This is a genomic window from Pseudomonas sp. H1_D05 (assembly GCF_054682705.1).
Genome location: NZ_CP162825.1, coordinates 4,917,360 through 4,930,033, shown reverse-complemented (window position 1 = coordinate 4,930,033; position 12,674 = coordinate 4,917,360). Strand labels below are relative to the sequence as shown.

Sequence of the window (12,674 nt, the reverse complement as noted above, 5' to 3'; positions counted from 1 at the left end):
AACAATTGTAAAAGCGCTTACTTGAGAACGGACAGCGCCGCTTCGTAGTTAGGCTCTTCAGCGATTTCCTTGACCAGTTCGCTGTGCAGGACGTTGTCGTTTTCGTCCAGCACCACAACGGCGCGAGCGGTCAGGCCTTTCAGCGGGCCGTCAGCGATGGCCACGCCGTAGTTCTCGATGAACTCGGTGCCGCGCAGGGTCGACAGGTTTTGTACGTTTTCCAGACCTTCGGCGCCGCAGAAACGCGCTTGGGCGAACGGCAGGTCAGCCGAGATGCACAGCACCACGGTGTTGGCGATGTCGTTGGCCTGAGCGTTGAACTTGCGCACGGAAGTGGCGCAGGTCGGGGTGTCGACGCTTGGGAAGATGTTCAGCACTTTGCGCTTGCCGGCGAAGTCTTTCAGGGTGACGTCGGACAGATTGCCGGCAACCAGAGAAAAGGCTGGCGCCTTGGAACCGGCTTGTGGCAACTGGCCGTTGACTTGAACCGGATTGCCTTTAAGGGTGACTTGAGCCATGACTTGAGTCCTTCTGATGTTTTGATTGGAAAGCATGCAAGAGGCCGAAGTTAACCACGAAATGGTCCGACGACCTATGCCCTGTTTGGAAATTGTTGGGTGCCTGCGCGAAAAATTGTATACAAAACCACAACCATCCCCCTGTAGGAGTGAGCCTGCTCGCGATAGCGGTCTGTCCGTCAACATCTGCGTGTATGACACACCGCCATCGCGAGCAGGCTCACTCCTACAATTAGATCTGCGGTGTGAAAAATTCTCCGCACTTTTACCAGAGACCCTGTCGATTCAAGCGTGGCCCGTTCGACTAAACAACGAATCCCCACAATCCACGGAGTAACCGCCATGCGCTTCATGATCCTTGTCAAAGCCAGCGCCGATTCGGAAGCCGGCATCATGCCCAGCGAAGAACTGATCACCGCGATGGGCAACTTCAACGAAGAACTGGTCAAGGCCGGCATCCTGATCGATTGCGATGGCCTGCACCCGAGCAGCAAAGGCGCCCGCGTACGTTTCTCCGGGGACAAACGCACGGTGATCGACGGGCCGTTCATCGAGACCAAAGAACTGGTAGCGGGTTACTGGATCTGGGAAGTGAAATCCAAAGAAGAAGCCATCGAATGGGTCAAGCGCTGCCCTAACCCAATGTCAGGCGATTCTGATATTGAAATCCGCCAGATATTTTCTGCAGAAGACTTCGGCGCTGAGTTCACCCCGGAGGCGCGGGAACAGGAAGAGCGTGTCCGCGAACAGGCCAAGAAAAACGGCTAACCGGATATCCCGTGTAGGAGCTGCCGAAGGCTGCGATCTTTTGATCTTGAAAAGCAAAGTCAAAAGATCACAGCCTCGTTTCACTCGACACCTGCAGAATCGTCAGTCGGGCATCGATCGAATGATGTCGGCCAGATCATCCTTGGTTATTTCATTCGCCTTGATAGCTGCGGCGACATCTGCTTTGGAAAGCGGAAAACGTTTGAAAATTTCTTTCAAGGTTTCCTCATTAACATTGGCCAGCCAGAGCGGATCGATAAATGAGCCGCCATACTCAGGCTTCATGGGTACTTCTTCGTGCGCAATTGCACCTTTATGGTTGAGATACACAACATAACGGTCGTGCCCTTCAGGAAAGCTTTTATCGTGATAAAGCGTGGTACCCAAAGGCAGGACATAGTAGTTCTCGTCGCCATTTGGACCTTCAATCAACAACGGTTCTTTAGTTTTGATCATTTTCATATTGTGCCCCTTCGCAATATCGCCAAAAATCAGAAAAGCCAAAAAAATCGCATTGACGGATAGAACTGCCACCAGCCATAGGCCAATTCGCCTATTTGTAAACATTTTTCTTATCATAGGGGGCCTCGGTATTCGCTTCGAGCATGGCTTGTAAATCCGCCGGCATGAAAATCCCGTCCTTCGGACTACTTTGTGTACGCGCAGCCTGTCTCTCGATGAAAGAGAGACCTCGCATCTCATTAAATTTCGCAGGGTTCTGCACAATTGACTTCCCCGAAACCTTCGCTCCAGCAATGGTCACGGTTGTGCAGTTATTCGTAGTCGGATGATAGTTGGATGGCAACACATACCGTGCTGATGACGCAGTCTTTTTTCGCTGCTCTTTTTGCTGGGCGACGATACCGTCGAAATGAGCGATCACAGCCTCAGCTTTTGCATTTTCCAGAAAATAAACAAAACCTGTTGTTGTACGCCCCAAACTGTTTTCACCAGAGATATACGCTTTGAAGGACGTCCAGACATTCAGCACGCCTTCCCCCTCGCTATCGAACGTGCCCCAGGTTTTTCCATAGCGACCAAAGTCATAAGTAATGTCTTTGCTACCGACCACTACATGTAAAGCCGCGTGCCCGAAAGGATGCTCTTCTTTATCGCGAGTGTAGGGACCACCCACCAGCACTTCCATATACGCACCGGACACGACCACCTGATTGGTTTTTGTGGTTTTCCCTGATGTGCCCGTATTTTTTGCTGCCTGGGTTGTGCTGGTAACTTTAGTAGACTGAACCATTAAAGATGTTCCGTATCTTCAAGTTTCGGAAACTTTATGCTGCAATTCCCCCTAGGAATATTTGCAACATGCACAAAGCCATTTTCGTCGAGAACGCCATTTATCAAAGTTCCATCGGGAAGCGTCAATTCATACGCCTCGTTGGGGACAGGTTCATCTCTTTCGTTAAGCAACTGAAACTCGACAAAAGTCGTTTCTTTCAGAAACTGCGAGAAGAAGCTGGCGGGAGCACTACCAGAATCACCGACGAAGGTGTCAGGTGATCCAGCAGTAATCGTCGCTCCACATGCCGTTTGGGAACCAACATGAGCAACGTCTTTTCCCAACCCAAAAACATGGGGAGCGCCCGTTGTTATGGGATTACTGCCGTGAACTGGGCAGGAATAGATATCTCCTACCAAAGCTACGGGAGTTGAGTTAACAAAAATAGGACTTGATCCAGTGGTGATATTTCCACCGTGACTCCCTGGATCTCCGAGCCTTGCGACTGGCTTTCCTGCCATCGTTTCTCTCCATTGAATATCGCGACCTGCGGATATTACCCGATCTTGTTGTGGAAAACAGGGTATCCATGGAGCCTCCGGACTGGATAAAAAATGCGACCGGGTTGAGTCTTTTTTGGTTGGTCGTTGACCATTCCAACGCGCGGCAAAGGGATGCATCAAGGGACGCTCTGCGTTCCAGCTTGCAAATTTGACGCAGAGCGACAAGGGCTGCATTCCCACGCAGAGCGTGGGAACGATCATTCAAGAACTGATCACTGCCATGGGCAACTTCAACGAAGAACTGGTCAAGGCCGGCATCCTGATCGATTGCGATGGCCTGCACCCGAGCAGCAAAGGCGCTCGCGTGCATTTCTCCGGGGACAAACGCACGGTCATCGACGGGCCGTTCATCGAGACCAAAGAACTGGTGGCGGGTTACTGGATCTGGGAAGTGAAATCAAAAGAAGAAGCCATCGAATGGGTCAAGCGCTGCCCTAACCCAATGTCAGGCGATTCTGATATTGAAATCCGCCAGATATTTTCGGCAGAAGACTTCGGCGCTGAGTTCACTCCTGAAGCGCGGGAACAGGAAGAACGTGTCCGCGAACAGGCCAAGAAAAACGGCTAACCGGGTATCCCGTGTAGGAGTTGCCGAAGGCTGCGATCTTTTGATCTTGAAAAGCAAAGTCAAAAGATCACAGCCTCGTTTCACTCGACACCTGCAGAATCGGTCAGTCGGGCATAGAGCGGATCTTGATCGTTCCCACGCTCTGCGTGGGAATGCCTCAAGGGACGCTCTGCGTTCCAGCTTGCGAATTTGACGCAGAGCGTCAAGGGCTGCATTCCTTTGCTGCGCGTGGGAACGATCATTCAACAGAGATCAGTTATTGAGCTCGACGTGATCCTGGGCTTGATTCACCGCGAGTTCACCCAGCATGACTATCTGTCTTAATTGATCGTTCCCACGCTCTGCGTGGGAATGCCTCAAGGGACGCTCTGCGTTCCAGCTTGCGAATTTGGCGCAGAGCGTCAAGGGCTGCATTCCAGTAAAGAGCGTGGGAACGATCAATCAAGAGCGATCAGCTCTTGAGTTCGACGTGATCCAATGCCTGATTCACCGCGAGTTCCCCCAACATGACAACCTGTGCGATACCCAGTGCGGTCTTGCGCTGCGAGGTTTCCAGCGAGGCGGCGAAGTTCATCAGCATTTCACTGGCCGAGCCGAGGGTTTCGCTGGCGTTGGCGAGCAGGGATTCAGTGTTGTACCCGGGATTGGCGAGGTACATGGGTTCCGGCTCGTTGGCGCTGGACGTGATATGGGCGCTGGGGTTGAGGTAGTAGTCGAGGGCGCGATCGGCGGCTTCGTGGAGTTTTTTACTGTCGACTGAGGCGTAGGGGGATGTGGTGTCGGCGTCTGATTCTGGGGGATTGGGTGTTGGCTTTTTCATGGTGGAACTCCACTGGAAAGTTGGAGCTGCCCCATTCGGTTTCCGGACGAAGAGGTGGCAGCTGTACGCAGGTTGGAAACCCGGGCAGCGGCGACCCGGTCGACCCGAAGGTCTCCCGCGCACAGCCGCCATAACGGAGTGCACACATTCGAAGTGCGCAAGGATACGTTATGAAAGGCGTGTACGCGCCACTAATACCCGTCGGGGTTTCCAGTCCCGGTCGCTGATTTGGCAGCGACGAACACAGGCTAGAGACCCGACGTCCGACGGACAACCTGAAAACCTTGTGGGAACGTTCCGCAAATTCCAAACAACGTTTAAACATCCCGAATTGAAATACGCATATGTAGTAGCGGCCGAAGGCTAGAGCCGCGATCGGACGAACCTTTGATTTTGCATTTAAAAAACACGATCAAAAGATCGCAACCTCGTGTCACTCGCCAGCTCCTGTCGCCAGTGCGCCGTCCGCTTGCAGGGTCAGTTGGCGGGTGATGCCCGGCAACGGCGGCAACCCGTACTGCCGCTGGTTTGTCGGCCAATAAGCAACAGCTGAGGACTTTTCGACGCGAAACAGGTAGGGTGCGCAAAATCAAAGTGCCATCACTGGACCGCGTCGCAGGTTTTCATGGAGTTGTACACGCAATGAGTTGCTGGACCGTCCTTGGCCTTACGGCCGACGCCGATACGCGCAGTATCAAACGCCAATACGCTGCCCTGCTCAAACAGACCCGTCCGGACGAAGACGCCGAGGGCTTCCAGCGCCTGCGTGACGCCTATGAGCAAGCCCTGAATTACAAGGAATGGGCGCAGGCCAGCGAGGACCACGGGGCTGATGAAGACGCCTGGGACTTGACCGGTCTGACCGTAGTCGAAGTCGACGCCTTGCAGCAGGCGACGCGCTCGCTGGCCGACACCAGCCTTGCACAATTGCAACAGCGCCATGCTCTCGCCGTTGAGCAGGGTTGCGCGCATATCCTCGAAGAGACCCTGCTGCAGCATTGCATCGAGCACCCGGATACATCGGCGCCGATGGTCGATTGGGCGGTGCAGACGTATCACTGGTTCAGTGCCTGGCAGCGGCTGGAACTGGACGAGGAATCCATCGAACATTTGCTCGATCACCAGCGGGAACGCATGACTCGACCGCTGCGTGATGCCCTCGAACGTGAGGACAGTGCGGCCTTTTTGCAGGCCTACGCACAGTGCGCGCAATACCTCTGGCTCGACGCTGAAGTGCACCGGCAGTGGTTCAACCTGTTCCTCAGTCGATTGCTGCTCGACAGCGAATACTGGTCTTCCGCTATTTTCGAGCAGGTCTGTGCGGGCCAGGGCTGGCATTCCGGTCCGGCCAACCGTTGCCCGAAAGATGAATGGAAACGTCTGGTCGCGCGCCATGAAGCTCCGATTTTTATCGCGCAACAGCGTCAACTCGCCGAAGAGCCGCCCGCCACCGCCGAACACCGCGCCGCCCGCCTGTTGCTCGGCAGCGGCCCGTTCAACCAGCGTCGCGCATTGGCCAGACGCCTGCGTGAGAAAGATTGGGAGCATTGCCGACATTTGAGTTCGGCGTTGTATGCCAATCATCCGAAGGTCTGCGCGGAATTGCCCGGGGGCACCGCGTTTTTCTGGCGCGACTGGGAACTGAAACGCGGTGAATGGCCGACCTACGTTGGCGTGGTGCTGGCCTGTCTGATCGGTGCGTTTACTCATTTCATCCCGCTGGGGCTGCGCGTCACCGGGCTGATCAATATCGTCATGACCTCAACAATCGTGTTTGGCGTGATCGCTGCGGGCATCAACTGGCTGACGCACGAACTGGCGCACACCCATTGGCTGCTGGATGACCGCCTCAGCGCGCGGTTGTGGCCGGGTTTTGCCAAGGACGCTGCGCCGTTCGGCGTACTGCGCGATCTGATTCCCTGCGCGTTGATGGTGGCCGGACTCTGCTGGTTTTTCGGCCCCATCGCTGGCGTCGTCTATGCGGCCACGCTGGCCAGCGTGGGTTTGATTCGTCGCCGTCAGGTCAAGCCACACACGTCCTGGGAAAAGACCAACCTGCCGGTGAAAATCGGCCTGACGCTACTCGGCGTTGTCGCGCTGGTGCTGGTGCTGGGTGTGTTCAAAGTGGCCGCCAGCCAAGGCACGGTCAACCGCAATCAGGGCCTGCAACCCTGGGCGGAGCGTTTGTGTAGCCGGTTGCCGGCGAGTTCTTTCGATTGCGGCGCTCCGGCCACCCGCGAGCAGTGGTATCCCGCGGAGGCACGGCCATGACGTCGAGATTCATGTTTGTCAGCGGCGTCGTGGTCGTTCTGGTGGTGATGGGGCTGTCGAGCGCGACCCGGCCATTCCTGAAGCTCGACCTGTGGCTTGATCAGCGCGACTCAGTGGTGACCGCACAGGCCAACGCGTTGAGTCCGGTCATTGCCTGCGTCAACCGTGTCGATGTGCACTGGCGCAACGCCTACGACAAAAACCAACATCAGCGGCCAACCGCTGATGCGTTCGGAAAGTATATTTCCGAGCCTCAGGATTTCGATAACAGTGATGCGTTCACTGTGCGTGACATCCAGGAGGATACCTGCCTGCGGGATATCAACGAAAAGCTCGAGCTGCTGGCCTACCAGCCAGCGCTGTCGCAGAAAGTCCGTGACTACGCGCAAGCACTGAAGTGGGCATCGGTGATTTCGCCACCGACTCGACTCGATAAAAGTGCGAGCTTCTTTGTCGTCCCGTTCAACCAGACACCGCGAGTTCTGGCGCAAATTCAGACCGCCAGCAATGCCTATCTCAGCGCATCGACTGCCTTGAGAGAAGAACTGCTGCCACTGGACATCGCGCAGCGATCCGAACAGCTCAAACTTCTTGAGGCACGCGTAGGCAAGGAGATCCACTGGTCGCTGCTGGCGTATATGATTCAGGCCCGAGAGACATTGGAGCGGCTGGAGGACGGGATGAAGCACCGCACCCTGACCCCTCAAGCTGTGGCCGAAACCACCGCTGATCTGCAACAGGCGTGGAATCGCGGTGGGCCTTTCATCGGCCCGCGTGAGCCTGGTTTCCGTAACAAAGACGATGATGCGCGCGAGCTGTGGCGGCACATCCGTGAGCCTGCGCAGCACTATCTCGAAGCACTGAACACCCTGCACAGGGATTGGCAGGACCGCGCCGAACCGCAACGTTTGAGCGACGACTATTACGCCGTCACCCGTGGCTACGACGCCTTGCTCAGCCACTACAACCGCCAGGCACGCGCCAATTTCTGAGGGTGTGCACAGGCCGGACGGTCCTCGCGGACAATCCGGCCTCGTGCGCTTACTTGGCTTTCTTGAGCTTCAGATACGACTGACGCAGGTCCGAGGCCCAGCCATCGATGACGGGTTTGACGTCATTGGTGCTCATTGCCTGCGAATCATTTTCCAGTGGTTTGCCGGTGCCTTTGCGCACCACTTGCGCGACGACCTTGTTATTCGCGCCATCGAGGAATACCGCTTCGGTGGCCAACGTAGTTTCCTGATCGCGAATACCGCTGGCGGTGCTGACCGCAGCGGCGACCAGCGCAATCGGAATTACCTCGTAAGCATGCAGGCCTTCGGTGGAGCTGCTCACGGCGGTGATCGCCGCACGCACCACAATCACGCCCGGGCCAGGACCGGTGGCCAACGGCAAGTCTTTGCCGATCTCACGTTTGAGCGCCTGATCGTAGTAGGAAGTGATGCCATTGAGGGTTTGCTGGGAGATCTTCGCGGTGGGTTGCGGTTTCGGGTAGAGCTGAGTCGGCTCGATGTACACACTGGTGAATTTCCTGACGTCGACCTTTGGATCGATCCAGCGCATCACCTCGGCACCGGACGGGGATTTGGCCTCCTTGAGCTGGCTGTAGTCTTTGAGGAATCCTGAGTACTCTTTCGGGTCGACGGTTTTGCTGGAACAACCCACCATTGCGACGGTGGCAATGCACAGAGTGCCCATCATCACTGCTAGCTTCATGCTGTAACTCCTGTCAGAAGGCCGAAAAACTTTGCCCGGGGGAATTACAGGTATAGCTAAAACTTCAGTAATTGCGATTGCACAGCACAATATTCACGCAAGGCTGCGCGGCGGATCACAAGCGTCATTTGAAAGACGTCGAGCATCCGGCAATGCTGCATCGAGCGCTTGGCCATTGGTGAGCTTCAAGAATCCGCTGCATTGGAACAAGCTGAGCCAGAACGCCCGCAAGTGTTGTTGCAGGGGTGGAAGAAGATGAACATGGGGGATCCGGCGCTTAAGTGACCGGCTGGATATTGTCTTCCCTCACCCTAGCCCTCTCCCAGAGGGAGAGGGGACCGATTGGGGGATATTCAAGAGTTCCGCCGACTTGAGCGATTGCCTTTGAATCCATAATCGACTCGGTCTTTCACGTCGGTGTCGCTCGCCAGACACCTCGGTCAGTCCCCTCTCTCAGAGGTAGATAGAGGCGACTGATTGGCTTGGAATCCATAATCAACTCGGTCTGTCACGTCGGTGTCGCTCGCCAGACAACTCGGTCAGTCCCCTCTCCCTCCGGGAGAGGGTTAGGGTGAGGGGCTTTTCAGGGGTTCACCTCGTTACCAGGACGAAGTCTCACCACTGCGCAACGCCATCTCCCGCCGGCTGTTGATGTGCATCGCCTTGATCAACGATACCGTGCCCACCAGCAAAATCGCCGCGCCCAACAGGAAGTCGATGTTGTACAGCTGAAAATCCTGCACCGGCCCGATCAGCAGCACCCGCACGATCGCGGCGCCCAACAGCGTGGCAAGGAAGTCGATCCCCGGCTCATTGCGGTAAAACACCAGCAGTAACGGCAAACACAACACCAGCAGGAGCAACAACACCACAACCTTGAACGAGCCTTTGCGCTCAACGCTGAAAGCACATTCGTGCGGCCCGTAAGCCTTGTAATCGTCGTCGCGGATCATCGAGGTTTTCTCGTTGATGTAGTCGACGCGGTTGTACTTCTGGATCGGCGTGAAGGTGTTGGACATCTCCATTAACGTGGTGATGTTCTTGAAGCGCAGGTCGATGCGCTCGCTGCCCTTGAGGTAATAGAGCACCGGTTTATAGCCGTAGCGGTAGGTGTCGAAAGGGAATTCGGTAACCTGACCCTGGACACCAATCGGGCGCGGTTCAAGTTCGGCGTAGGCGCTTTTGTTGGTGGCCGACAGGTTGCGGCTCAGCGGCTGCACCTTGACCTGCTCAAGGAAGATCGGCGTGACGCCGAATGACCACTGCAACGGTTCCAGTCGCAAACGCAGTTCATTGCGAGCGAGGTCGTAGCGGTTGAAGGTGCGTTCGGAAACCACCAGGGAACCACTGAGCATGAACTCGCCGCGCAGGTTATTGGTGACGCGCAAGGTTAGCTGGTCCTTGCCCAGCAATGCCGCTTCTGTAGTCGGTGGCGTGCCGCACCACGCGGTGCTTTCGCCGACGCCGCCGAGCTGGCCGTCGCGGTTTTCCTTGAATACATAAAAGTAACTGGCCCACAGCGTCACCATTAACAGCAACGCTGTGAGGCCGAGGATTTTTTTGCCCGGACTCACTGATCAGACTCCCTTCTTCGGTTCCATCGTCCAGCCGAAAACCCGCTGGCGACGGCGACTCTACCAAAAGGCCACCATCGACCCAAGGGAAAATGCCCGATTCAGGAGGTTTCTAGGGGTTTCCCCGGTGGTAAAAGCCAAATCAAAAGATCGCAGCCTGCGGCAGCTCCTACAGTTGAACTCATGTAGGAGCTGCCGCAGGCTGCGATCTTTTCAAGCGTCAACGCCGCCGAAAAAGCGGGCGCGGCTCGATCACCGAACGCCCATACAACACGCTCATCCCGGCCAATCCTTTCAGCGCATCCTCAGCCGATTTGTCCTCACGCACCGCGAAACTGTCGAACCCGCACTGGCGCATATGGCTGAGCTGATCACGCAGCACATCGCCAATCGCGCGCAACTCCCCTGCCCAGCCGAACCGACTGCGCAGCAGATACGCCTGACTGTAAGCACGCCCGTCGCGAAAGCTCGGAAAATCCAGCGCTATCAGCGGCAACGAACCCAGCCACGGCACCAGACTTTCAACCTCATCGTCGGGGCCGAGCCACACCGCATGAGTCGACGGTGATTCCAGCCAATGCATCAGCGGCAATATCAGCAAACCCTCCGGCCTTAGCGTCGATGGTTCGCGCATCAACGTCCACGGATCGTCTGTCACTATCCGCGCCACGCCCTGCTCCAGCCGCAACAGATTGTTCATACCGCCGCCTCCAGCGTCTTCGGATAGACCCGTTCCTTGAACGGCTCCATGCCAATCCGCGCGACGGTGTCGACGAACAATTCCTCGTGCTCGCGATAGCGCACAAACGTGCCGATGATCCGCTCGATCACCTGTGGCACCTCGGCGGCGCTGAACGACGGGCCGATGACTTTGCCCAGCGCGCTGTTTTTGCCCTGGGCGCCGCCGAGGGTGATCTGATACCACTCGCTGCCGTTCTTATCGACGCCGAGGATGCCGATATTGCCGATGTGGTGGTGGCCGCAGGCGTTCATGCACCCAGAAATATTCAGGCTGATATCACCCAGATCATGCAGGTAATCGAGGTTGTCGAAACGTGCCTGAATCGCCTGGGCAATCGGGATCGATTTGGCGTTGGCCAGTGCACAGAAATCGCCACCGGGGCAGGCAATGATGTCGGTCAGCAGGCCGACGTTGGCGCTGCCCAGATCGTGTTTACACGCCAGTTGCCACAGCGCATAGAGGTCGGTTTTCGCCACGTCAGGGAGGACGATGTTCTGCTCATGGGCAATACGAATTTCGCCAAACCCGAAACGCTGCGACCAGTCCGCCACCGCCAGCATCTGCACACCGGTGACATCCCCCGGCGGCGAAGCCATGCCCGGTTTGGTCGACAGCACCACGCTGGTGTAACCCGGCACCTTGTGCGGCTGCACGTTGCGCGCGACCCAACGGGCAAACGCCGGGCTTTCGGCCAGGCGCGTGCCGAAGTCCAGATCGGTGTCGGCCAGGGTCTGATAAACCGGCGGCACGAAGGCACTGGCGACCCGTTGATATTCGGCCTCGGTCAGTTGCGCCGGGCCGTCCTTGAGGTGTTGCCATTCCTCCTCGACTTCCTTGGCAAACGCTTCGATGCCCAGTGCCTTGACCAGAATCTTGATCCGCGCCTTGTATTTGTTGTCGCGCCGGCCGTGGCGGTTGTACACCCGCAGCACGGCTTCGACGTAAGACAGCAAATGCTGCCACGGCAAGCCTTCGCGAATCTGCAAACCGAGGATCGGCGTGCGCCCCAGACCACCGCCGACGATCACTCGCAGAAGCATCTGCCCATCGCGGCCGGGGTAAAGGTAGAGGCCGATGTCGTGCATCATGATTGCCGCGCGATCCTGCTTCGCCGAACAAATGGCGATCTTGAATTTGCGCGGCAGAAACAGGAATTCCGGGTTGATCGTCGACCACTGCCGCAGGATCTCGGCCAGCGGGCGCGGGTCGATCAGTTCGTCCGCCGCGACCCCGGCGAACGCCTCGGTGGTGATGTTGCGCACGCAGTTGCCGGAGGTCTGGATCGCATGCATGTTGACCTGCGCCAGACGCTCGAGGATATCCGGCACCTCGGCGAGTTCGATCCAGTTGAACTGCATGTTCTGTCGCGTAGTGAAGTGGCCGTAACCACGGTCGTAATCACTGGCGATGCTCGCCAGTGTGCGCATCTGTTCGGCGCTCAAGGTGCCGTAGGGAATCGCCACGCGCAGCATGTAGGCGTGCTTCTGCATGTACAGGCCGTTTTGCAGGCGCAGCGGCAGGAACTCCTCTTCGCTCAATTCCCCGGCCATGAAGCGCTCGACCTGATCGCGGAATTGCGCAACACGCTCGAACACCAGCGCCCGGTCGTAATCATCGTATTGATACATGCCTGCCACCTCATCAGTTATTCCTGTGGGAGCGAGCCTGCTCGCGAATGCGGTGTGTCAGCCAACAATGCAGTTGCCTGACACACCGCATTCGCGAGCAGGCTCGCTCCCACAGTTTTCTTCAGAGCACTATGACGAAGCGGCGCAGCACGTTACAGATTCACCTGAACTCATAAAAACCATATCAGGGCGCGGCAGAACGCCGCAGTCAGCCCTTTAATCTGATCCGCACAAATCAAAGATTCCTGAGCCTGTTTTGTTTCTGGCGGGGT

At 56.7% G+C, this 12,674-nt stretch carries 13 protein-coding genes; 4 read left to right on the top strand and 9 right to left on the bottom strand.

Annotated features, from left to right (window positions below):
* Window positions 1-17 precede the first annotated feature (17 nt).
* Window positions 18-518 (bottom strand): thiol peroxidase, encoded by a 501-nt coding sequence (gene tpx / locus AB4O11_RS22320; protein WP_320336862.1) that lies wholly within the window; start codon window positions 516-518, stop codon window positions 18-20.
* A gap of 342 nt (window positions 519-860) precedes the next feature.
* On the opposite strand from tpx, the gene AB4O11_RS22315 reads away from it, so the two are divergent.
* Window positions 861-1,286 (top strand): YciI family protein, encoded by a 426-nt coding sequence (locus AB4O11_RS22315; protein WP_414925931.1) that lies wholly within the window; start codon window positions 861-863, stop codon window positions 1,284-1,286.
* A gap of 102 nt (window positions 1,287-1,388) precedes the next feature.
* On the opposite strand, the gene AB4O11_RS22310 is transcribed toward AB4O11_RS22315, so the two are convergent.
* The 3 genes from AB4O11_RS22310 to AB4O11_RS22300 all read right to left on the bottom strand — a co-directional run bounded on the left by AB4O11_RS22310 (window position 1,389) and on the right by AB4O11_RS22300 (window position 3,284).
* Window positions 1,389-1,748, bottom strand: a complete 360-nt coding sequence (locus AB4O11_RS22310) for a hypothetical protein (protein ID WP_249384289.1) — start codon at window positions 1,746-1,748, stop codon at window positions 1,389-1,391.
* Between the two features lie 91 nt (window positions 1,749-1,839).
* Window positions 1,840-2,538 (bottom strand): hypothetical protein, encoded by a 699-nt coding sequence (locus tag AB4O11_RS22305; protein ID WP_141129284.1) that lies wholly within the window; start codon window positions 2,536-2,538, stop codon window positions 1,840-1,842.
* Window positions 2,538-3,284: a PAAR domain-containing protein gene (locus AB4O11_RS22300; protein ID WP_460128578.1), complete on the bottom strand. Its 747-nt coding sequence runs from the start codon at window positions 3,282-3,284 to the stop codon at window positions 2,538-2,540. Before AB4O11_RS22300 ends, AB4O11_RS22305 begins: the two co-directional genes overlap by 1 nt.
* Between AB4O11_RS22300 and AB4O11_RS22295 the strand changes: the two genes are divergently transcribed.
* The gene (locus AB4O11_RS22295) at window positions 3,232-3,651 is read left to right on the top strand and encodes a YciI family protein (protein ID WP_320336866.1); all 420 of its coding nucleotides are present in this window, start codon (window positions 3,232-3,234) and stop codon (window positions 3,649-3,651) included. The two genes, AB4O11_RS22300 and AB4O11_RS22295, sit on opposite strands and share 53 nt — an antisense overlap.
* Before the next feature lie 451 nt (window positions 3,652-4,102).
* Here AB4O11_RS22295 and AB4O11_RS22290 read toward each other — a convergent pair whose 3' ends face one another.
* The gene (locus AB4O11_RS22290) at window positions 4,103-4,471 is read right to left on the bottom strand and encodes a DUF6124 family protein (protein ID WP_460128576.1); all 369 of its coding nucleotides are present in this window, start codon (window positions 4,469-4,471) and stop codon (window positions 4,103-4,105) included.
* Between the two features lie 642 nt (window positions 4,472-5,113).
* Between AB4O11_RS22290 and AB4O11_RS22285 the strand changes: the two genes are divergently transcribed.
* Both AB4O11_RS22285 and AB4O11_RS22280 read left to right on the top strand, forming a co-directional pair.
* Window positions 5,114-6,742, top strand: a complete 1,629-nt coding sequence (locus AB4O11_RS22285) for a J domain-containing protein (protein ID WP_460128574.1) — start codon at window positions 5,114-5,116, stop codon at window positions 6,740-6,742.
* Window positions 6,739-7,734 (top strand): DUF3829 domain-containing protein, encoded by a 996-nt coding sequence (locus AB4O11_RS22280; protein ID WP_460090780.1) that lies wholly within the window; start codon window positions 6,739-6,741, stop codon window positions 7,732-7,734. Before AB4O11_RS22285 ends, AB4O11_RS22280 begins: the two co-directional genes overlap by 4 nt.
* Window positions 7,735-7,783: 49 nt before the next feature.
* Here AB4O11_RS22280 and AB4O11_RS22275 read toward each other — a convergent pair whose 3' ends face one another.
* The 4 genes from AB4O11_RS22275 to AB4O11_RS22260 form a co-directional block, all read right to left on the bottom strand.
* Entirely contained in the window at window positions 7,784-8,458 is a 675-nt protein-coding gene (locus tag AB4O11_RS22275) for a DUF3313 domain-containing protein (RefSeq protein ID WP_093433003.1), read from the bottom strand.
* Window positions 8,459-9,057: 599 nt separating this feature from the next.
* Window positions 9,058-10,032 carry a hypothetical protein gene (locus tag AB4O11_RS22270; protein ID WP_460128572.1) on the bottom strand — a complete coding sequence of 325 codons (975 nt, stop codon included), beginning with the start codon at window positions 10,030-10,032 and terminating at the stop codon, window positions 9,058-9,060.
* 220 nt (window positions 10,033-10,252) lie between these two features.
* Entirely contained in the window at window positions 10,253-10,732 is a 480-nt protein-coding gene (locus AB4O11_RS22265) for a DUF934 domain-containing protein (protein WP_460128570.1), read from the bottom strand.
* Window positions 10,729-12,402: a nitrite/sulfite reductase gene (locus AB4O11_RS22260; protein WP_460128568.1), complete on the bottom strand. Its 1,674-nt coding sequence runs from the start codon at window positions 12,400-12,402 to the stop codon at window positions 10,729-10,731. The genes AB4O11_RS22265 and AB4O11_RS22260 overlap by 4 nt, the downstream gene beginning before the upstream one ends.
* Window positions 12,403-12,674: the final 272 nt, after the last annotated feature.

Bases quoted from the DNA above. Each gene is read 5' to 3' on its own strand.
- tpx (WP_320336862.1), bottom strand. From the start codon at position 518: ATGGCTCAAGTCACCCTTAAAGGCAATCCGGTTCAAGTCAACGGCCAG.
- AB4O11_RS22315 (WP_414925931.1), top strand. From the start codon at position 861: ATGCGCTTCATGATCCTTGTCAAAGCCAGCGCCGATTCGGAAGCCGGC.
- AB4O11_RS22310 (WP_249384289.1), bottom strand. From the start codon at position 1,748: ATGAAAATGATCAAAACTAAAGAACCGTTGTTGATTGAAGGTCCAAAT.
- AB4O11_RS22305 (WP_141129284.1), bottom strand. From the start codon at position 2,538: ATGGTTCAGTCTACTAAAGTTACCAGCACAACCCAGGCAGCAAAAAAT.
- AB4O11_RS22300 (WP_460128578.1), bottom strand. From the start codon at position 3,284: ATGATCGTTCCCACGCTCTGCGTGGGAATGCAGCCCTTGTCGCTCTGC.
- AB4O11_RS22290 (WP_460128576.1), bottom strand. From the start codon at position 4,471: ATGAAAAAGCCAACACCCAATCCCCCAGAATCAGACGCCGACACCACA.
- AB4O11_RS22285 (WP_460128574.1), top strand. From the start codon at position 5,114: ATGAGTTGCTGGACCGTCCTTGGCCTTACGGCCGACGCCGATACGCGC.
- AB4O11_RS22280 (WP_460090780.1), top strand. From the start codon at position 6,739: ATGACGTCGAGATTCATGTTTGTCAGCGGCGTCGTGGTCGTTCTGGTG.
- AB4O11_RS22275 (WP_093433003.1), bottom strand. From the start codon at position 8,458: ATGAAGCTAGCAGTGATGATGGGCACTCTGTGCATTGCCACCGTCGCA.
- AB4O11_RS22265 (WP_460128570.1), bottom strand. From the start codon at position 10,732: ATGAACAATCTGTTGCGGCTGGAGCAGGGCGTGGCGCGGATAGTGACA.
- AB4O11_RS22260 (WP_460128568.1), bottom strand. From the start codon at position 12,402: ATGTATCAATACGATGATTACGACCGGGCGCTGGTGTTCGAGCGTGTT.